Source organism: Amycolatopsis sp. NPDC051373 (genome assembly GCF_040689465.1).
Lineage (GTDB): Bacteria > Actinomycetota > Actinomycetes > Mycobacteriales > Pseudonocardiaceae > Amycolatopsis.
Map to the genome: position 1 here is coordinate 13,719 of NZ_JBFBAE010000026.1, position 20,636 is coordinate 34,354.

The window sequence follows — 20,636 nt, forward strand, 5'->3', positions numbered from 1 at the left end:
ACGAAAACTCAGGGAATGATCGCCGACGCGACCCCGCCGTCGACGCGCAGCGCGCCCCCGGTGGTCGCGGCGGCCTGGTCGGAGGCGACGTAGGTGATGAGGTTCGCCACCTCCTCCGGGCGGATCAGGCGGCCCAGCAGGGAGGTCGGACGGTCCTGGGCCATGAACCGCCGCTCGGCCTCGGCGAAGTCGAGGTCCGGGTACAGGCTGCGCACGAACTCGCGCACGCCCTCGGTGAGCGTGGGTCCGGGCAGCACGCTGTTGACGGTGACGCCCGTGCCGGCCACCTCCTGCGCCATCCCGCGGGACAACGCCAGCTGGGCCGTCTTCGTCATACCGTAGTGGACCATCTCAGTCGGCGGCTGAACCGCCGATTCACTGCTGACGAAGATCACCCGCCCCCACCCGCGATTCACCATCCTGGGTGCGTAGTGCCGCGTCAGCCGGACGCCCGAGAGCACGTTGACCTGGTAGATTTGCAGCCACTCCTCGTCGCTGACCTCGAACACCGGGATCGGCGCGAAGACGCCCGCGTTGTTCACCAGCACGTCCACGTCCGGCAGCTGCTCGACCAGCGACGCCACGCCCTCCGCGGTGCCGACGTCGGCCGCGATCCCGCGCACGCCCAGGCGCTTCGCGGCCTCGGCCACGCGATCGGCGTTGCGGCCGTTCACCACCACGTCGGCCCCCGCGGCGGCCAGCGCGGCGGCCGCGGCCTCGCCGATGCCGGCGGTGGAGCCGGTGACCAGGGCGGTGCGCCCGCTCAGGTCGATGTTCATCGGGTGGATACCCCTTCCTGCGTTCGCGAGTACAGTGGCAGCAGACGATTACGAGCGTCAGCAATACTTGCACACGCGGTTATTTGCACACGCTCGATAGTGCCCGAAGGGCGAACCACCCGCAACCGCGGGGGTCGGCGAGAAGAGGTGAACCGTGTCACTGGCTGACGACGCCGTGGAGGCCCGGGCGCAGGGCTGGCGCACTCTGGCCGCGTTGCACGCGCGCATCGAAGACCGGCTGCAGCGCGCGCTCGAGCGCGACCACGAGCTCTCGGTGAGCGAGTACACCGTGCTCGACGTGCTCGCGCGCCAGGACGGCTTCCACCTTCGGATGAACCAGCTCGCCAACGCCGTGGTGCTGAGCCAGTCGGCCACCACCCGCTTGGTGACCCGGCTCGAGGACCGCGGGCTCCTGTCGCGCTACCTCTGCCCGACGGACCGGCGCGGCATCTACACCGAGGTGACCGTCGCGGGCCGCGAGCTGCTCGACGAGGCCCGCCCGACGCACGACGCCACGCTGTCGGCCGCGCTCGCCGAGGCCGAGGAGCTGCCGGAGCTGGCGCCACTCGTCGGCGCGCTGGGTTCGCTCGCCTTCGCGAAACGGTAACTCACCGTCACCATTCGGCTAGGGCCGTCCGAGGACCTTCGGCCCTAGGCGGGCGCCGTTCCCGGCGTGACGCTGGACCGGGAAACTTCCCGGAAGCCGGGTGGCGAAATGACGGAAAACGCTCGTATCGCGGAAGAATCTCCCGCCGGAATCCTCGAACGACTCGGCCGCTGGTGCGCCGGGCACCCGTGGCCGGTGATCGTGATCTGGGTCCTGGTGCTGGCCGGCGCGACGGTGGCCAACAACCTCGTGGGCGGCACGTACAGTGACGACTTCAGCCTGCGCGACGCCGAATCCGGACGCGGCAGCACCGTGCTCGCCGAGCACGGCGTCGTCGGTGGTTCGAACAGCGCGCGCCTGGTCTTCACCACTGACTCCGGCACGCTGAGCAGCCAGAGCGCGGCCATCGAGCAGGCTGCGACGGCGGTCCGCGCCGTGCCCCACGTCGTGTCGCTGTCCGATCCGCTCGCACCGGGCACCACCGCGCCCGACGGCCGCGTCGCCTTCGCCAACATCCAGTTCGACGACAAGCCCGCCGCGCTCGGCACCGACCTCGTCGACGGCATCGACAAGGCCACCGATCCCGTCCGCGCGACCGGTGTCCAGGTCGACTACAGCGGCGCGCTCGGCAAGGCGGCCGAGCCCGGCGCCGGCGACCTGCGCTCGGAGTCCGTGGGCATCATCGTCGCGATCCTGGTGCTGCTGCTGGCTTTCGGCAGCGTGATCGCCGCCGGCCTGCCGATCGTCACGTCGGTGATCGGCGTCGCGACCGGCCTCGGTTTCCTCGGCTTGCTGGCGGCCGCGATCAGCTTCGCCACGGCCTCGCCCACGCTCGCGATCATGATCGGCCTCGGCGTCGGCATCGACTACGCCCTCTTCCTCACCACGCGCTTCCGCCAGCACCTGCTCGACGGCGCCGATCCGGTCACGGCCGCCGGCCGCACCGTCGCCACCAGCGGCCGTTCGGTGCTCATCGCGGCGACGACGGTGGTCATCGCGTTGATGGGCCTGTTCACCGTCGGCGTCGCGTTCATCGGGAAGCTCGGCCTGGCCGCCGCGATCACGGTGGTCGTGGCCGGGATCGCGGCGACGACGCTCGTGCCCGCGCTGCTCGGCCTGTCCGGGCGGCGGATCGACCGCTGGCACGTGCGCAAGCCCGTGGCCGAGCAGTCGGCCGACGGCAAGGAAAGCGCCTGGCACCGCTACGCCGTGCGCATCGACCGCCACCCCTGGCGCTACCTCGGCGGCGGCGTGCTCGTGGCCGCGGTGCTCGCCATCCCCGCGTTCTCCATGGAGTTGGGCCACATCGACGAAGGCGCCGACCCGGCCGGCACCACCACGCGTCAGGCCTACGACGCCATCAGCAGCGGCTTCGGCCCGGGCGCCAACGGTCAGTTCACCGTCGTCGTGGAATCGTCCGACGCGGCCTTGGGCTCGGCCGTCCAGCAGGCCCTGGCGAAAACCCCCGGCGTCGCCTCGGCCACCCCGATGTCGCCCAGCCCGGACGGCGCGCTGATGCTGTCCACCGTCACGCCGACGACCGGCCCGCAGGACGCCGCCACCGACGAGCTCCTCGGCACGCTGCGCACCCAGACCCTGCCCCCGGTTCTCGCCGGCGCGACCAGCTACGTCACCGGCATGACCGCCGGCCAGCTCGACTTCCGCGACATCGTCGCCGCCCGCCTGCCCACGATCATCGGCGTGGTGGTGGCGGCTGCGTTCGTGTTGCTGCTGCTGTCTTTCCGCAGCCCGGTGCTGGCGTTGAAGGCCGCGTTGCTGAACTTGCTGTCGATCGCCGCTTCGTACGGCGTGATCGTCGCGGTGTTCCAGTGGGGCTGGGGCGGGGCGCTGCTGGGGGTGCACGAGACGGTGCCGATCGAGTCGTACGTGCCGATGATCATGTTCGCGATCGTGTTCGGGTTGTCGATGGATTACGAGGTGTTCCTGCTCTCACGGGTGCACGAGGCTTGGCTGCGTACGAAGGACAATCATGCGAGTGTGGCTGATGGTCTCGCGGTGACCGCTCGGGTGATCTCTTCGGCCGCGGTGATCATGGTGTGCGTGTTCTTCGCGTTCCTGGCTTCGCCGAGTGTGGTGATCAAGATCTTGGCCCTGGGCCTTGGCGTGAGTGTGCTGATCGACGCGACGATCATCCGGCTGATCATCGTGCCGGCGGCGATGTTCTTGCTGGGGAAGCACAGTTGGTGGCTGCCGCCTTGGCTGGACCGGCTGTTGCCGCACATCGAACCCGAACCTGAGGGGGTGCCGAAGCCGGTGACTCCTGCACCGGAGTCGGCACCGTCCACTTAAGCCGGTTTGGCGAGGCTGCTGAACCAGTAGACGGCGTTCTGGCTCCGGACCTGCCCGTCCGGGGCCCGAACGGCGGAGAAATCGGCGGTGTAGGTGGTGCCGTCCGCTCGGGTGCCACGGATGTGCAGTGCCTCGGCTCCCTGCACGGTGCCTTTGTCCGGCTGGCCGATCGCATCTTCCACCGCAGGCGGTGTGGCGGAGGGCGCCGCGTGCGAGACATCAGCCAGATCGAGCACCTTCTGGCAGACGCCTGCATCCTGCGCGACCGTGTGGCGCAAGCCCACGTAGTCGTGGGCCCGAGCGAAGCCGGTTGCCTGGTTGAGCAGAGCTTCCGCCTCCGCTCGGGTCGGGACGTACAAGACCGACGTGTCGGTGACCTGCCGGCCGAGCCACACGGTCGGAGTGCCGGAGATGACCAGGAGGCCGGCGCACAGCGTCAGTCCTGCGCCGCCGAGCCACAGCACGGTTCGGCGCTGACGACTGGCCACGGCTGACCCCCTGGCTCGCTCACCCCTTTCCCGCCCGGCGGATGCTCGGACGGCTGAATTTTACCCGATGGGTCGACCACCGGTTTCCCGCTGACCGTCCACTTAGGTCTCCTACGGCGTCAGCCGATGCAGGTCGCGGGGGAATAGCGTCGTACCGCGGATGTTCGGCACCTTCAGCACCCGCGCGACCCAGCGTTCGAGGCCGATCGCGAAGCCGCCGTGGGGCGGCATGCCGTGGGCGAACGTCGCGAGGTAGTCGCGGTACTGGTCGGCGTCGGGGCCGAGGACCGCGAGGTAGTCGGCGTACTGGTGCAGCCGCTGGCCGCCCGTGACGAGTTCCAGGCCGCGGAAGAGGAGGTCGAAACTGTTGGACAGGCCCGGATGCGCTGGGTCGGGGTGGGTGTAGAAGGGGCGTTTGGCCATGGGGTAGCCGGTGACGAACAGGAATTCCGAGCCGTGGTTGGCCAGGGCCCATTCGCCGAGGCGGCGTTCGTCGTCGGGGGAGAGGTCGGGTTCGGTGCTGTGCAAGATCTGCTGCGCCGCGGGGTAGGAGATGGCCGGGATTTCCAGGGGTACTTCAGGAGCCTCAGCACCCACAGCTGCGGCCATTTCCGCGATGACGTCCCGCAGCACAGCCATCACGTCGCGGTGGTCGGCGATGAACCCGAGCTCCGCGTCCAGGCTCGTGTACTGCGCGAGGTGGCGCGCGGTGTCGTGGGGCTCAGCGCGGAAAACCGGGCCGACTTCGTAGACGCGCTCGAAGACACCGACCAGCGCCTGCTTGAAGAACTGCGGTGACTGCGCGAGGTAGGCGGGCTTCCCGAAATAGTCGAGCTGGAAGACGTTGGCACCGGACTCCGTACTGGTGGCCACGATCTTGGGCGTGTGAACCTCGGTGAAGCCGCGGCTGTCGAGAGCGCGCCGGAACGCCGCGACGCTGCGAGCCGCGATCTCGTGCCGCCGCTTCAGCTCGGGATGCCTGAGCGCGACGGCCGCGTTGTCGAGGACCGTCGGCAGCGCTGCCGGGATCGTGGGCCGGTAGAGGTCGAACGGCGGCTGTTTCTCAGGTTTGGCAAGGACATTGATGGTCGCTTCCACGATCTCGATCCCGCCGGGTGCCTGCTTGTTGGCGACGACTCGCCCGGTTACCTCGACGACGGTTTCTTCGCTCAGCTGGGGGATTTCGGTGCGGTCGGCGGACTTGTCCACACCGAACCCGAGTTGTGGACAACTCAGCCCTATTTCGGCTTGGTCGCCGTTTTTGTCGGGGGTGGGCGATAAAATGGACTCGGGGACGCCCCGCTGGGAGGGCGGGGGCGTGTTCGGGCCGGGGCGAGGTGGCGCACTGAACACCACTTGTGCCAACCCCGTACGGTCCCGGATCACCAGGAACGTCACGGATTTGAGGGTGCGCCGGCGGTGGAGCCAGCCGGCGATGGTCGTGGTGGTGCCGGTGTGCGTGGGCAGGTCGGCGACCAGGGTGCGAGGGAACATCCACTCTCCTCGAGCGAACTCGGCGACCCCTTGGGGGTGCGGGCGAGAAGGGAACTCGCGGTACCACCGCACCTTCGCCGCCGGGACATAGGCGGCCTCGAAAGCTGAGCCCGGTGTCGGGGGCCGGCCGGCGGGGCATTGCCTCCCCGCTGCTCGGGAGTGTCTTCGCGGCGGGGGCGCGGCGCCGCCTCTCAGCTGTGGCGGCTCTCTGTGGGCGCGGGACCCCGCGCTACTCGGTTCCGTCAGCGCGTTGCGCGGAAGTCTAGGCACAGGCGCCGCCGAACGTCGCGTGAATTAACCCGGCAGCCGTGCAGGACTTTCGACTTGCCGCGCCGAACGGTGACAAACAGCCGTTTCCAACGAATTCCTCTGCGGCCACCCCGCCGCGTTCACCCGGGTGGCCCAGCAGTCCACGCAACCCCCGTCGGGCCGGGTCATCCGAGTAGCTGAAGCCGAACGGGTGAGTGGTTCGGGCAGCGATTCATCCCAATCCGTGCTCCATCCGAAGGACCGCCCACGACGCCCCGAAGTAAAGTTTCCCCAGGTCACTCCGGCATTTCGGGGCTTTTGCCGGGATCGTTACCATCCCTCAATCGTTGACCCCTTCGTTCGCCCTGACCTAATTTGTTGCCCCACCAGACGAACTTGGCGGTGTCAGCGTGGACTCCTCCCTGCCTCTGAGACCCGTCGGCCCACCGCGGCCGGCGGATCAGGCCTCGGTGCGGCGCAGCAACCTCGCGCTCGTGCTGCGGCACCTGCGTGACGCCGGGCCGCGGTCGCGGGCGGGCATCGCGGCGGAGACGGGGCTGAACAAGGCCACGGTGTCGAGCCTCGTCGCGGAGCTGGTCGAGCGCGGGCTGGCGCGGGAGGGCGAGCGGGAACGCGCGGGGGCGGTCGGGCGGCCGGGCACGATCGTGGAGCTCGACGGGCGCGGGGTGGGCGGCGTCGGCGTCGAGGTGAACGTCGACTACCTCACCGCGCTGGCCCTGGATCTCACCGGCACCGTCCTCTTCGAACAGCGCGTGGCGCTCGATGTGCAAGCGCTTCCTCCGGCCAAGGTCCTCGACGCGACGGCCGAGCTGGCCGCGAGAGCGCTCAGGGAATGCCGCCGGCTCAAGGTGGCGCCGGTCGGGCTGACGCTGGCGATACCGGCCCTCGTCGACGTGGAAGCCGGCACCGTGGCGTTCGCGCCCAACCTGCACTGGACCGACGTCCCCGTGGTCACCGGCCTGACCGAACGGCTCACCCACCGCCTCGGCCGCCTGGGGTTCCCCGTCCGCATGGCCAACGACGCCAACCTCGGCGCGCTCGGCGAGCACGCGATGGGCAGCGTCGCCGGCACCGCGGACCTCGTGTACCTCACCGGCGAGATCGGCGTCGGCGGCGGCGTGATCTCCGGCGGCCGGCTCCTCGGTGGGGCGGAAGGGTTCTCCGGCGAGATCGGCCACATCCAGCTCGATCCGAACGGCCGGCGCTGCGGCTGTGGCAGACGCGGCTGCTGGGAGACGATCGTGGGCCTCGCCGGGATGCTGCGGCTCGCGGCCGAGCCCAGCGACCCGGTGCACGACCCGTCGCTCGACCTCGAACAGCGCCTCGACATGGTGCGCCGCCGCGCGGAGCTGAAAGACCGCCGCACGCTCGACGCGCTGGCCCAGGTGGGCACCGGGCTCGGCGTCGGCGCGGCCGTGCTCGTGAACGTGTTCAACCCGCGCGTGGTGCTGCTCGGCGGCTACTTCGCGCAGCTCGGCCCGTACCTTCTCGGCCCGATGATGGCCGAGCTCAAGGCCCGGGTGGTCGCGCCCGACATCGGTGGCTGCCGCGTGGAGCTGTCGTGGCTGGGCTTCTCGGCCGCCTCGCGCGGCGGGGCCCACGTGGCGCTGGAAGCCGTGTTCGACGACCCCGCGCGGGTTGTAGACGGAGCAGGGGAGAGGGACAGCGGATGACGCTTCTCGAAATGACGGGGATCGGCAAGGGTTTCCCCGGCGTGCGCGCGCTCGACGACGTCGAGCTGAGCGTGGCCGAAGGGGAAGTGCACTGCCTGCTGGGCCAGAACGGCGCCGGCAAGTCCACGTTGATCAAGGTGCTCGCCGGCGCGCACCGGCCCGACGCGGGGGAGATCCGCGTCGGCGGCGAGCCCGTGGAGCTGCCCAACCCGACCGCCGCCATCAAGTGCGGCATCGCCACGCTGTACCAGGAGCTCGACCTCGTCGACGGGCTTTCCGTGGCGGAGAACATCTTCCTCGGCCACGAGCAGGCCAGCGCGGGCTGGGTGCGCCGCGCGACCATGCGCGCCGAGGCGCGAAAACTCCTGGACCGGCTGGGGCACCGGGAGATCCGGGTCGAACGCGAGGTCGGCTCGCTCTCGGCCGCGGGCAAGCAGATCGTGAGCCTCGCCCGCGCGCTCTCGCTCGACGCGCGGCTGATCGTGCTCGACGAACCCTCGGCCGTCCTCGCCAGCGACGAGGTCGCGAACCTCTTCCGCGTGATCCGCGGCCTCACCGAACGCGGTGTCGCCGTCGTCTACATCTCCCACCGCCTCGAAGAGATCCGCGAGGTCGGCGACCGGGTCACGGTCCTGAAAGACGGCCACACCGTCGCCACCGGACTCCCGGCTCGCACCACGCCGACCACCGAACTGGTCGCGCTGATGACCGGCCGCCGCGTCGAGTACCTCTTCCCGCCCCGGCCCGCGGAAGACGCGTTCGACGACCGTCCGGTGCTGCTGGAGGTCGAGGGCCTCACCGTGACCGGCTCGTTCGAAGACGTGTCGTTCACCGTGCGGGAAGGCGAGATCGTCGGCCTCGCGGGACTCGTCGGGTCGGGCCGCTCCGAAGTCCTCGAAACCGTCTACGGGGCAAGGAAAACCACCGCCGGCCACGTGAAGCTCGCCGGAAAACCACTGCGGAACGGCGTGACGTCGGCCGTCCGCGCAGGCCTCGGTTTGGCGCCGGAGGAACGCAAGAGCCAGGCCCTGCTGCTGCAGGAGTCCGTGGCCCGTAACGTTTCCCTCGCCTCGCTGCGGCGTTACGCGCGGTTCGGCTGGTTCAACTCCCGCGCCGAGACAACCGCCGTCCGCCGCCACACCGAGGCCCTCGATCTGCGCCCGCCCGACATCCGCAGGCCCGCGGGGAAGCTCTCGGGCGGCAATCAGCAGAAGGCCGTGCTCGCGCGCTGGCTGCTCAAGGGCTGCCGCGTGCTGCTGCTCGACGAGCCGACCCGCGGGGTCGACGTCGGCGCGCGGGCCGAGCTGTACCGCGTGATCCGCGAACTGGCCGATTCCGGCGTCGCGATCGTGCTGGTTTCCAGCGAGCTGCCGGAGGTGCTCGGCCTGGCCGACCGGGTGCTGGTGCTGCGCGAAGGCCGCGTGCTCACCGAGGCGCGGGGGCGCGACCTCGACGAATCGGCCGTGCTGGATCTCATCCTCGAAGAGCAGGAGCGTGCGGAATGAACGCTGAGCAGGCGGTGGCAACCGAACGTGCGCGCGGGTTCTCGGTGCGGCTGCGGGAGGCGCGCAACCTCGGCCTGGTCGGCGTGCTGGCCGTGCTGGTGCTGATCGGCGCGCTGACCCAACCGGGACAGTTCCTCACCACGGGCACGCTCGTGCTGGTACTGGTGCAGGCTTCGGTGATCGGCGTGATCACCGTGGGCATGACGTTCGTGATCATCGGCGGCGGCATCGACCTGTCCGTCGGCGCGGTGGTCGCCCTCGCGACGGTGTGGGCGACCACGCGCTCGACCCAGCAGTTCGGCATCACCGGGATCGTGTTCACCGCCGTGGCCGTCGGCGTCGGCTGCGGCCTGGTCAGCGGGCTGCTCATCGCGTACGGCCGGCTGGTCGCGTTCATCGGCACGCTGGCGATGCTCGCGTCGGCCCGCGGCCTGGCGATCCAGCTCTCGCAAGGTCGCACGCAGACCGTGACGTCGAGCAACCAGGCGCTCGTCGACCTCGGCTACCAGGACAGCTACGTGCTCGGCATCCCGCCGCTGGTACTGATCTTCGCGGCCGTCGCGATCATCGGCTGGCTCGTGCTCAACCGCACCACCTTCGGCCGCCGCACCTACGCGATCGGCGGCAACCTGGAGGCCGCGCGGCTCGCGGGCATCAACGTGAAGCTGCACACCTGCCTGCTGTACGTCCTTTCCGGACTGTGCTGCGGCATCGCCAGCGTCATGCTGATAATCCTCACCTCCAGTGGCACGTCGGGCAACGGCAACCTCTACGAGCTCGACGCCATCGCCGCGGTGATCATCGGCGGCACCCTGCTCTCCGGCGGCCGCGGCACGCTCGTCGGCTCCGTGCTCGGGGTGCTCGTGTTCACGGTCATCAGCGTGCTGTTCACCCTCAACAACCTGCCCACGGCCGTGCAGCAGCTGGCCAAGGGCGTGATCATCGTGCTCGCCGTGCTCGTGCAGCGGCGGGCTTCGCTCTACTCGAGTGAGAGGACCACCCGATGAACACCGACATCCGCCGCCGCGCGTTCCTGACCGGAGCGACCCTCGCGGGCGTGGGCGCGCTCGCCGCGTGCACGAGCAACGAGGAACCACCGCCTGCCGCCGCGACCGCACCCCAAGGCGCCCAGGACGCGCCGGGCAAGAGAGTCACGGTCGGGTTCGCCGGGCCGCAGGCCGACCACGGCTGGCTCAACGCGATCACCGTCAACGCGCGGGCCGAAGCGCAGCGCCATCCCGACGTGGAGCTCGTCGTCGCCGAGGGGTCGAACGACGCCGCCACGCAGTCGGCGCAGATCGACGCGCTGATCAACCGCAAGGTCGACGTGCTCGTGGTGCTGCCGGCCGACGGCAAGCAGCTCACGCCGGCCGGGCGCAAGGCGATGAACGCGGGCATCCCCGTGATCAACCTCGACCGGATCTTCGACTCGCCGCAGGCCTACCGCACGTGGGTGGGGGGCGACAACTACCGCATGGGCGTGAACGCGGGCAACTACATCGGCCAGCGGCTCAACGGGCAGGGCACCGTGCTCGAGCTCGCCGGCATCGACACGCTCGAGCTCACCCGCCAGCGCACGCAGGGCTTCGACGACGCGCTGGCCAACTACCCGGGCATCCGCAAGGTCGGCCGTGCCGCCGCCGAGTTCACCGTGCCGACCGGGCAGGCGCGCATGGCCGAGCTGCTGCAGGCGCACCCGCAGTTCAACGCGATCTGGAACCACGACGACGACCAGGGCGTGGGCGCGCTGCAGGCCGTGCGCCAGGCCGGGCGGTCGGACTTCCTGATGGTCGGCGGCGCCGGGTCGAAGGCCGCGATGGAGGCGATCAAGAGCGACAACTCGGTGCTCAAGGCCACCGTGCTCTATCCGCCGACGATGGCGGCGTCCGCCGTGCGCCTCGCCCGGCTGCTCGGGCAGGCGAAGGGCGTGTCGGACCTGGCGGAGCAGGAGATCCCCGCTTCGGTGACCACGTTCTCGGCGGTGGTGACCAAGGAGAACGTGGACAAGTACCTGCCGGTTTCCTTCGAGTGAAAGGGTTTTCGATGGCCGGGCAGATCGGCGTCGGGATGGTGGGTTACGCCTTCATGGGCGCGGCCCACTCCCAGGCGTGGCGGACCGTGCACCACGCGTTCGACGTGCCGCTGACGCCGCGGATGGCGGTGCTGTGCGGACGTGACGCCGCGGCGGCGTCGGCTGCCGCGGAGAAGCTCGGCTGGGCTTCCGTGGAGACGGACTGGAAACGGCTGGTGGAGTCCGACGAAGTGGGGCTCGTCGACATCTGCACGCCGGGGGACACGCACGCGGAGATCGCGCTGGCCGCGCTGGCCGCGGGCAAGCACGTGCTGTGTGAGAAACCGCTGGCCAACAACGTTGCCGAAGCCGCGGCGATGGCCGCCGCCGCCGAGGAGGCGACCGCTCGTGGGGTGCGGTCGATGGTGGCGTTCAACTACCGGCGCGTGCCCGCGCTGGCTTTCGCGCGGTCGCTGGTGGCCGACGGGCGGCTGGGCGAGCTGCGGCACGTGCGGGCGCAGTACCTGCAGGACTGGATCGTCGATCCCGAGTTCCCGCTGGTGTGGCGGCTGCAGAAGGAGCGCGCGGGGTCGGGCGCGCTCAGCGACATCGGCGCGCACATCGTGGATCTCGCGCAGTTCCTGACCGGGTCGCGGATTTCGGGCGTGAGCGCGGTGACGGAGACGTTCGTGCGCGAGCGGCCGCTGGTCGCTTCGTCGTCGGGGCTGGCGGCTTCCTCGGCGGCTGCGCGGGGCGAGGTGACGGTGGACGACGCCGCGCTGTTCACCGCGCGCTTCGCGTCGGGTGCGCTGGGCAGCTTCGAGGCGACGCGGTTCGCGGCCGGGCGCAAGAACTCGATGCGGATCGAGCTCAACGGGTCCGCGGGCAGCCTCGCGTTCGATTTCGAGGCGATGAACGAGCTGTACTTCCACGACCACACGCTGGATCCGTCGGCCGCCGGGTTCCGCCGGATTCTCGTCACCGAGCCGGAGCACCCGTACGTCGGCGCGTGGTGGCCGCCGGGCCACGGCCTGGGTTACGAGCACACCTTCACCCACGAGGTGCGCGATTTCCTCGTGGCGCTCGCTTCGGGCACCGACCCGGCGCCGTCGTTCGCCGACGGGCTGCAGGTGCAGCGCGTGCTCGACGCGGTGGAACGCAGCGCCGCCGCCGATTCCGTGTGGACCGTTGTCTGATCAGGAGGTTTTTTCGATGGCACGACCGCTGACACTGTTCACCGGGCAGTGGGCCGACCTGCCCTTCGAGGAGGTCTGCCGCCTCGCGAGCGGCTGGGGCTACGACGGCCTCGAGCTCGCCTGCTGGGGCGACCACTTCGAAGTCGACAAAGCGCTTTCCGATGGCGGGTATGTGCGGTCCAAACGGGACACGCTGGCCAAGTACGACCTTCGCGTGTGGACGATCTCCAACCACCTGGTGGGCCAGGCCGTGTGCGACCACCCCATCGACGAGCGCCACGAGGCCATCCTGCCCGCCCGCATCTGGGGCGACGGCTCACCGGAGGGCGTGCGCCGACGGGCGGCCGCGGAGATGCAGGACACCGCGCGGGCAGCCGCTTTGCTGGGCGTGTCCACTGTGGTCGGTTTCACGGGATCGTCCATCTGGCACACCGTGGCGATGTTCCCGCCGGTGCCGCAGTCGATGATCGACCGCGGCTACGAGGACTTCGCGGCCCGCTGGAACCCGATCCTCGACGTGTTCGACGAGGTCGGCGTCCGCTTCGCCCACGAGGTCCACCCGAGCGAGATCGCCTACGACTACTGGACCACCGTGCGCACGTTGGAGGCGATCGGCCACCGCCCGGCCTTCGGCCTGAACTTCGACCCGTCACACTTCGTCTGGCAGGACCTCGACCCCGTGGGTTTCCTGTGGGATTTCAAGGACCGCATTTACCACGTGGACTGCAAGGAAGCCCGCAAGCAGCTCAACGGCCGCAACGGCAGGCTGGGTTCGCACCTCCCGTGGGCCGACCCGCGCCGCGGCTGGGACTTCGTCTCGACCGGCCACGGCGACGTCCCGTGGGAAGACGTCTTCCGCATGCTCAACGCCATCGCCTACGACGGCCCCATCTCGATCGAATGGGAAGACGCCGGCATGGACCGCTTGACCGGCGCGCCGGAGGCGTTGGAGTTCGTGAAGCGGTTGAACTTCACACCCCCGACGGCGGCGTTCGACGCGGCCTTCTCGTCGAAGCCCTAGGTCTGTCGGACCGGCGTGGCCCTCAGGTCAGGCGGTTGGCGATCATGATGACGACGACCACCAGCGTGAGGGCTGCGAACACCATGCCCACGATGGCCAGCGCCTTCATCCGCCGCCGTCCCATGCACGCGGCGATTCCCAAAGCGAGCGCCACCAGTGCGAACGGCAACCCGATCCACGCCCGGAGGTCGAGCGAGCCACCCAGGTGCGCGTCGTCCATCGCGACCGGCAGGAACGGGACGATCAGGCCCACGATCCCGACCACGAAGGCCACCACGGCGAGCACGCCGCTCTTCACCGGCCCTTGCTGAGCCATCCCGGGCTGCCCGGTCCACTGCTGCTGCGGCGGCCCGGGGTACGGGGGCAGGCCGGGTTGCGGCGGCAGGGGAGCCGAGGGCTGCGGCGGCGCCGCAGCGGGCGCGGACCACGCCTGCTGCGTCCCGCCGCTCAGCCGCCCGGCCTCGGCCGCGGGCGGCTGTCCCGGCGTGTACCGCAGCACGGGCCCTTGTGGCGGCGGCGGGAAACTCGCGTCCGGCTGGGTTTCCGGCGTGCCCGGGCTCTGCTGTGGACCGTCGGTCATGGTGGGGACTCCTCGGTGGCGGGGACCGCGCTGGCGAGAACACAAGATAGTCGCCCAGACCACCTCGCGACCAGCAAACGGCCTACCCCGCCACCGGGGAAATCCGTCACCGGGTGCCGAGCAGGTGCTCCAATGCCAGCTGGTTCAGCCGGGTGAAGTGGTAACCCCGCTTACCCGCCGCCTCGACGTCGAACGAGTCGGCGGCCAGGTCGTCCAGCGTCTCGCCCGGGGCGACCGTCGGGACTGACAGCTCGTCGACGCGCGAAGCCGACAGCGCCGCGGCCACCTCCGGGTCCGCCCGGAACGCGGCGGCCTTTTCCTTCAGGATCAAGTACATCCGCATGTTCGCGGCGGCCGATTCCCAGACGTCCGAAGCGTCCTCGGTGCGCAGCGGCTTGTAGTCGAAGTGCCGCGGGCCCTCGTAGCCGGCGCTCTCCAGGAGGTCCACCAGGAAGAACGCGGAAGTCAGGTCGCCGTGGCCGAAGATGAGGTCCTGGTCGTACTTGGGACCGTGCTGGCCGTTGAGGTCGATGTGGAAGAGCTTGCCCTGCCACAGGGCCTGCGCGATGCCGTGCACGAAGTTCAGGCCGGCCATCTGCTCGTGGCCGACCTCGGGGTTGAGGCCGAACAGCTCGGGACGCTCCAGCTGCGAGATGAGGCCGAGCGCGTGCCCGATCGTGGGCAGGAGGATGTCACCGCGGGGTTCGTTGGGCTTGGGCTCCAGCGCGAACCGGATGGCGTAGCCCTGGGACACGGCGTAGTCGGCCAGGAGGTCGAGGCCCTCCTTGTAGCGGTCCAGCGCGGCGCGCACGTCCTTGGCCGCGTCGGACTCGGCGCCCTCGCGGCCGCCCCACAGCACGTACGTGGAGGCGCCCAGCTCGGCGGCCAGGTCGAGGTTGCGGCGCACCTTCGTCAGCGCGTACCGGCGGATGTCGCGGTCGTTGCTGGTCAGGCCGCCGTCCTTGAACACGGGATGCGTGAACAGGTTGGTGGTCGCCATCGGCACCTTCAGGCCCGTGGCCTCCAGCGCCGCCTTGAACTTCTTGATGGCCGCGTCGCGGTCGGGCTCGGTGGCGAGCAGGTCGTCGTCGTGGAAGGACACGCCGTACGCGCCCAGCTCGGCCAAGCGGTGCACGCTCTCCACCGGGTCCAGCGCCGGCCGCGTCGCCACGCCGAACGGGTCGGCGGCCTGCCAGCCCACGGTCCACAGGCCGAACGAGAACTTGTCGTCCGGAGTGGGCGCGAAGTCGGTCATGACGGTCCCCTTCAATCGAGTACCAATTAGTTCACGTTGTAGACTAAATATGCGCCCCGGAGGCCCGCCCGTCAAGGGCCGCCGCTTCACCGGGGCCTCGGTACAGTTCCGGGAGGAGGCCACGGGGATGACGCAGGCGGTGCGGCACGACTCGATGCGCGCGCGCAACCTCGAGCTGGTGCTCGGCGAGGTCGCCGGGCGCGGCCCGCTCACCCGCGCGGCGCTCGCGGAGCTCACCGGCCTCACCAAGTCCACCGTGTCGAAGCTCGTCGGTGACCTGCTTGACGCCGGTTTCCTCGCCGAGACGGGCCCGGCCCGCGCGGGCGAACGCGGCCGCCCCGGCGTCGAGGTCGTGCTGTCCGGCGCGCGGGTGGCGTCGCTGGGGCTGGAGATCAACGTCGACTACCTCGCCGTCTGCCTGCTCGACCTCGCCCGCACCGTGCGCTTCACCGAGCGCCGCGAGCGTGACAACCGCGGTTCCCGCCCTGAGGAAGTGCTGGGGGAGCTGCAAAACCTCGCCGAGACGGCCCTCGCCGCGGCTGACAACCTGACCGTCGCCGGCGCCGTCCTCGCCGTGTCCGGCCCGGTCGGCGACGGCGTGCTGTTCAGCGCCCCCAACCTCGGCTGGCGCGACGTCCGCGCCGCCGACATGCTGCACCTGCCCGTGCCCGTCACCCTCGACAACGAGGCCAACCTCGGCGCACTGGGCGAGCTCTGGTTCGGCGCCGGCCCGTCCGATTTCCTGTTCGTCTCCGGCGAGGTCGGCATCGGTGCGGGCCTGGTCGTGGACTCGGCGCTGTTCCCCGGCACCCACGGTCTCGCCGGCGAACTGGGCCACGTCGTCGTGTCCCCGACGGGCCCACGCTGCCGCTGCGGGGCGTCCGGCTGCCTGGAAACCTATGCGGGACAAGAGGCTCTGCTCGAAGCCGCGGGCGTCACGAGCGTCCACGAGCTGCTGCGCACCCTCGGCACCAACGATCCCACCGCGACCAAGGCCACCACCGCGGCGGGTGAAGCGCTCGGCCTCGCGCTGTCCTCGGCTGTTAACCTGCTCGACCTCGACCACGTGGTGCTCGGCGGTGTCTTCGCCCCGCTCTTCCCGTGGCTCGCCCCCGCCGCGGAGACCGTGCTGGCGGGCCGCCTGGGCCGCCTGCGGGGCTCGGTCCCGACGCTCGCACCGTCCACTGTGGGCGGCGACGCCGCCACCTTGGGCGCGGCCGGGCGCACCATTCACCACGTGCTGGCCGACCCGGGCCCGTTCCTCACCCGCGCGTGATCCCGGCTCATCTCCCGACGGGTGAGGTGACCGCGGCACCGGCGGGCCGACGATGACGGCCAGTCCCCGCCGGATCGAGGTGTTCGATGACCGCCCAGCCGACTACCCGGACACCCGACCAGACGCAGGTGCGCCACGCCGAAGTCGCGTTGCGCTCGATCGGCCGGCCGAACTCCGTGGCCGGCTAGTTCGACTTCTGGAACGACCGCTACGACGGGCGGCGACTGTTCTCCGAGGTGCTCGGCACCTTCCTGCTGGTCCTCGTCGCCGTGGGCGGCGGGGTCGTCAACGCCCGGTTCGGCGGCTCGGCCATCCCGACGTCCGCGCGGGTTGTGGCCCTCGCGCTGATGGTGGCCGCGATCATCCTGTTCATGGGCACGGTCTCCGGCGCCCACCTCAACCCGGCGGTGACACTCGCGTTCGCCGCGCGCGGTGACTTCCCCTGGAAACGCGTGCCCGCCTACCTCGTGGCGCAGTTCGTCGGCGCGGCCCTGGCCACACTGCTGCTGTGGGCGCTGCTCGGCAAGCAGGGCGACGCCGGGCTCACGCTGCCCGGCAGCGGGATCAGCACCGTCACGGCGATGCTGTGGGAGCTCGTGCTGACCACGGGGCTGGTGAGCGTGATCCTGGGCAGCGCCTCGGGCGCCCAGCAGGTCGGGCCCCTGGCGGCGATCGCCGTGGGCAGCTACATCGCGCCGGCCGGGTTGTGGGCAGCGCCGGTGAGCGGCGCGTCGATGAACCCGGCGCGCTCGCTCGGGCCCGCGCTGGCGCTGGGCGACTGGACGTCCTGGTGGGCCTACCTCGTCGGCCCGATCGCCGGGGGACTCATCGCGGTGGGGATCGCGTACGTCCTGCGTGGCCCCGGCGGTGGCCGTAGCGGGGAGAAGGCCGCGCAGGGCGTGCTTCCGGGGAGCGCGACACCGCGCTCCCCGGAAAGCACCTAGCTCACCGAACGCACCAGCACGATTCCGCTGCCCACGGTCGCGCCCGCTTCGTCGACCACCGAGAGCTGACCGCGCAGCACGCGGTCCGCGCCCGGGGCGGCCGAGGCCGTCACGACACCCGGCACGGTCCACGTGGTGCCCGAGGCGTGCGCGGCGACCGGGTCGGTCACCGTGACGCCGCCGAACGACGGGTTGGCGAACACGTCCAGGTAGTCGTACGCCGTGGTCCCGGTGGGCACGGAGTACCCGTCGACGACCGCGACCCACGCGCCCGCCGCCGGGTTCTGGATCGTCACCGACTCCTCGGAGTCACCGTCGGCGCTCTGGCCCGCGAGGACGCACGAACCGTTGCTGCAGTTGTACACCGACAGGTCCAGGTCGGCGGCGGTGTCGGCGGTGTTGCCGATCGTCACCGTCAGCGAGGTCGAACCCGACGGCACGGTCAGCGGCGTCTGCGCCGACTGGTCCTGCGCGATCGTCGGCCGCGTGATCTTCGCGCTGCCGAACGTGCTGCCGACCACGTGCCCGGTGAACGCCTTGAGCGAGTTCTTCACCGTGTACGTGCGCGCCACCGCGGTGCCCAGCGGAGCCGACGCGATGTCGTCCGGGTTGGGCGTGATCGCGGTGCCCAGCGCGGAAACCGTCAGCTTGTACGGCGCGGTGTCCACATCGGACGTCCGCCGCGCCTCCACCGTGATCTCCCAGACGCCCGGCAGCGGGTTGGTCAGCGTGCGGCTGGTCGGCGTGCCGCCGACGCAGCCCGCGCCCGCGTCGGGGTTGTAGCAGTTGGTGGAGGTGTTGCTGTCGACCGGAACGCCGGTCGGGTCGTAGCGCAGGAAGCGCACCTGGCCCTTGCCGGGGTCGCCGCCACCGGTCAGGTCCACCTGGAGCGAGCTCGCACCCTGCGGCACGCGCAGGAAGTAGCTCACCGACTGGTTGCGCGCGATCGTGCCCGACGCGGTGAAGGTGCCCGAGGAGGCGAACTCCGCCGGCGCGAAGACCGTGTTCATGGTCTGCACGTCGACGCCGATCGTCAGCGGGTTGTCCAGGTACAGCAGCGCCGAATGCGCCCCGGCCTTTTTGGGGTTCACCTTGACCTGGAAGGAAACGGGCTTGTTCAGGGGCAAAGACACCAGGGAACCCGAGGAGAATGTTCCGTCGTTGCCCACCCAGCGTGCGAAATACACCACCGGACGAGAAGAACCGGACGTGCGCGTGAGCGTGTACGTACGCGTGTAGGACTTTCCGACGGTCACGCCCTCGCGGTCGTGGATGCCGACGCCGACACCCGGGGTGGGCTTCAGCAGGTTGGCCTGCACCGTGTGCACGTCGACGGCGGTGGTCACCGCGTCCGGCTTCGGGTTCAGCGACAGCGCGACCCACGCGGCGGGCACGTTGAACAGCCCGGCGCCCTGTTCGTACGCGCCGATGCCCGGCACGAAACGCGCTGTGGACTTGATCGCCGAACGCAGCGCCGCGACCGGCGGACGCCGGCCGTGGTGCGTCGCCTTGTACGCGCTCACCAGTAGAGCCGCCGCGCCCGTCGCCTGCGGCGAGGCCATCGACGTGCCCTGAAGCATCGCGTACCCGGCGGGCAGCTCGTACGTGCCCGCGACCGGACCCGGTGCCTCCCACCGCGGCACGGTGGAGATCGCCGCGCCGGGCGCGATGATGTCCGGCTTGAAGCCGCCGTCTTCGCGCGGGCCGCGCGAGGAGAACGGGTGCAGCGCCTCGGCCTTCGACACCTTCGAGCCGTAGTTCGACAGCCACGTCTCGCGCGTGATGTACGAGCCGACACTGATCGCGTCCGTGGCCACCGACGGGTCGCCGACGGAGTTCGCGCCCGCGCCGGAGTTGCCCGCGGAGATGAAGATCTGCACGTTGTACTCGGCGATCGTGCGGTTGTAGAGCTCCGCGCGCGCGTTGTTGCCGTCGTTGAGCGCGGGCAAGCCGCCGATGGAGATGTTGATGACGTCGGCGCCGTGGCTCGCGGCGTAGACCACGCCGTCGAGCAGGCCGCTGGAGGTGCACGAGTCCGTGGTGAGACACACCTTCACGGCCATCACGTTCGCACCCGGGGCGGCACCGTCCATCTTGCCGCCGAACAGGTCGTTGCCCGTCGCGATGCCGGCCACGTGCGTGCCGTGCTCGGCGCCCGCGATGCCGATGTTCACGAAGCCCGGCTTGTCGGTCTGTACCACGAACGCCATGCGCTCGGCGCGCTCGGTGGCCGGGTTGTCGGTGCCGAAGTAGCCGACATCGAAGTTCTTGGCGTAGTCCGACATCGGCTTCTCGTCGGTGAAGTCGCCGTCGCCGTCGAGGTCTACGCGCACCTGCTTGGTGGCGGTGTCGAGCAGTACGCCCCACGAGTCGGCGCGGTCGCCGTCGCGGTTGAGGTCGCCGCCCGTCTCGCTGCCGGCGCCGCCGAGGTCGCCCGCGGTCTCCTTGAACAGGCCGAAGGTGTACGGGCCGCCGGTGGCGGGGGCGGTCCAGTCGCGGCCGTTCGACGCGAAGGTGCCGGTGTAGGTCTGGGTGGACTGCTGCACCCACGTGCCGTCGCCGGAGTTGGTGGCGTTGGCGTTGTACCAGTCGACGATCTTGCGGTCGCCGTGGCTGGTCTTGGCCAGCGCTGGGCTGTCGAGGTCGACGCCGGAGTCGAGCACGGCAACGGTGGTGCCCTTGCCGTCCCAGCCGCCGAAGGTCTGGCCGAACTGCGCGGCGTAGGTGTCGCCGGTGGGCAGGTACGGGTTCACGCGCGGGGTGTTCTTGCCGGGAGCCGGCTGCGGGATCGGGTTGGCCGCGCCTTCGGGCTTCGGGTCGTCGCGGTGGATGAGGCCGTCGACGTCCACGGCGTTCACCGACTTGAGCTTCGCGGCCTTCTCGGCGTTCGCGACGGGCACGGAGACCTTGACGTAGTCGAGCTTCGCGTCCGTGGACTCGACCACGCCGCCGAGGGCCTTGAGGTCGTTCACGGCGGCGCTCGAGCGGCCGCGCTCGGCGGCGACCAGCAGCGTCACGGTGCGCTTGCCGGCCCGCTGGGCTTCGGCGACGAGCGCGCGGTCACCGTCGTCGAGGGTCTTGCCGTCAGTGGCGGTGGGGTTTCCGGGGGAGGAAGGGGGCTGCGCGGCGAGCGCAGCGGGCACCCCGACGGGGGCGACGCCGAGGGCGGTGGCGAGGAGGGTGATCCCTGCCCGCCGTCTCCAGCGTGATCTCTGCTGTGTCATCGG

16 protein-coding genes are annotated in these 20,636 nt (G+C 70.6%); 10 read left to right on the forward strand and 6 right to left on the reverse strand.

Going from position 1 to position 20,636, the window contains the following annotated elements:
• Nucleotides 1-8: 8 nt before the first annotated feature.
• Entirely contained in the window at nt 9-779 is a 771-nt protein-coding gene (locus tag AB0383_RS37405) for an SDR family oxidoreductase (RefSeq protein ID WP_366189795.1), read from the reverse strand.
• 154 nt (nt 780-933) lie between these two features.
• Between AB0383_RS37405 and AB0383_RS37410 the strand changes: the two genes are divergently transcribed.
• Both AB0383_RS37410 and AB0383_RS37415 read left to right on the forward strand, forming a co-directional pair.
• On the forward strand, nt 934-1,386 hold the full coding sequence (locus AB0383_RS37410; RefSeq protein WP_366189796.1) for a MarR family transcriptional regulator: 453 nt from the start codon (nt 934-936) through the stop codon (nt 1,384-1,386).
• Nucleotides 1,387-1,494: 108 nt separating this feature from the next.
• Nucleotides 1,495-3,696: an MMPL family transporter gene (locus AB0383_RS37415; protein WP_366189797.1), complete on the forward strand. Its 2,202-nt coding sequence runs from the start codon at nt 1,495-1,497 to the stop codon at nt 3,694-3,696.
• On the opposite strand, the gene AB0383_RS37420 is transcribed toward AB0383_RS37415, so the two are convergent.
• On the reverse strand, nt 3,693-4,184 hold the full coding sequence (locus tag AB0383_RS37420; RefSeq protein WP_366189798.1) for a hypothetical protein: 492 nt from the start codon (nt 4,182-4,184) through the stop codon (nt 3,693-3,695). The two genes, AB0383_RS37415 and AB0383_RS37420, sit on opposite strands and share 4 nt — an antisense overlap.
• 111 nt (nt 4,185-4,295) lie before the next feature.
• Entirely contained in the window at nt 4,296-5,678 is a 1,383-nt protein-coding gene (gene aspS, locus AB0383_RS37425) for an aspartate--tRNA(Asn) ligase (RefSeq protein ID WP_366189799.1), read from the reverse strand.
• A 719-nt stretch (nt 5,679-6,397) separates the two neighbouring features.
• Here aspS and AB0383_RS37430 point away from each other — a divergent pair.
• The 6 genes from AB0383_RS37430 to AB0383_RS37455 are packed head-to-tail and all read left to right on the forward strand — an operon-like array spanning nt 6,398 to nt 13,354.
• Nucleotides 6,398-7,621 carry an ROK family transcriptional regulator gene (locus AB0383_RS37430; RefSeq protein ID WP_364173253.1) on the forward strand — a complete coding sequence of 408 codons (1,224 nt, stop codon included), beginning with the start codon at nt 6,398-6,400 and terminating at the stop codon, nt 7,619-7,621.
• Complete coding sequence (locus tag AB0383_RS37435) at nt 7,618-9,126, forward strand: sugar ABC transporter ATP-binding protein (RefSeq protein ID WP_366189800.1); 1,509 nt, start codon at nt 7,618-7,620, stop codon at nt 9,124-9,126. Before AB0383_RS37430 ends, AB0383_RS37435 begins: the two co-directional genes overlap by 4 nt.
• Complete coding sequence (locus AB0383_RS37440; protein WP_354873798.1) at nt 9,123-10,133, forward strand: ABC transporter permease; 1,011 nt, start codon at nt 9,123-9,125, stop codon at nt 10,131-10,133. The genes AB0383_RS37435 and AB0383_RS37440 overlap by 4 nt, the downstream gene beginning before the upstream one ends.
• A complete protein-coding gene (locus AB0383_RS37445) occupies nt 10,130-11,158 on the forward strand; it encodes a substrate-binding domain-containing protein (protein WP_364173247.1) in 1,029 nt (342 codons plus the stop codon). Before AB0383_RS37440 ends, AB0383_RS37445 begins: the two co-directional genes overlap by 4 nt.
• An 11-nt stretch (nt 11,159-11,169) precedes the next feature.
• The gene (locus tag AB0383_RS37450) at nt 11,170-12,333 is read left to right on the forward strand and encodes a Gfo/Idh/MocA family oxidoreductase (RefSeq protein WP_366189801.1); all 1,164 of its coding nucleotides are present in this window, start codon (nt 11,170-11,172) and stop codon (nt 12,331-12,333) included.
• 16 nt (nt 12,334-12,349) lie between these two features.
• Nucleotides 12,350-13,354, forward strand: coding sequence for a sugar phosphate isomerase/epimerase family protein (locus AB0383_RS37455; RefSeq protein WP_366189802.1), 1,005 nt, complete (start codon nt 12,350-12,352; stop codon nt 13,352-13,354).
• A gap of 22 nt (nt 13,355-13,376) precedes the next feature.
• On the opposite strand, the gene AB0383_RS37460 is transcribed toward AB0383_RS37455, so the two are convergent.
• Nucleotides 13,377-13,934, reverse strand: a complete 558-nt coding sequence (locus AB0383_RS37460; protein ID WP_366189803.1) for a hypothetical protein — start codon at nt 13,932-13,934, stop codon at nt 13,377-13,379.
• Nucleotides 13,935-14,040: 106 nt separating this feature from the next.
• Nucleotides 14,041-15,189 (reverse strand): xylose isomerase, encoded by a 1,149-nt coding sequence (xylA, locus tag AB0383_RS37465; protein WP_364173236.1) that lies wholly within the window; start codon nt 15,187-15,189, stop codon nt 14,041-14,043.
• A gap of 127 nt (nt 15,190-15,316) precedes the next feature.
• On the opposite strand from xylA, the gene AB0383_RS37470 reads away from it, so the two are divergent.
• Nucleotides 15,317-16,465 carry an ROK family transcriptional regulator gene (locus AB0383_RS37470; RefSeq protein ID WP_364173233.1) on the forward strand — a complete coding sequence of 383 codons (1,149 nt, stop codon included), beginning with the start codon at nt 15,317-15,319 and terminating at the stop codon, nt 16,463-16,465.
• 224 nt (nt 16,466-16,689) lie between these two features.
• The gene (locus AB0383_RS37475) at nt 16,690-17,409 is read left to right on the forward strand and encodes an aquaporin (RefSeq protein WP_366189853.1); all 720 of its coding nucleotides are present in this window, start codon (nt 16,690-16,692) and stop codon (nt 17,407-17,409) included.
• On the opposite strand, the gene AB0383_RS37480 is transcribed toward AB0383_RS37475, so the two are convergent.
• Nucleotides 17,406-20,633 carry a S8 family serine peptidase gene (locus AB0383_RS37480; protein WP_366189804.1) on the reverse strand — a complete coding sequence of 1,076 codons (3,228 nt, stop codon included), beginning with the start codon at nt 20,631-20,633 and terminating at the stop codon, nt 17,406-17,408. The two genes, AB0383_RS37475 and AB0383_RS37480, sit on opposite strands and share 4 nt — an antisense overlap.
• Nucleotides 20,634-20,636 lie beyond the last annotated feature (3 nt).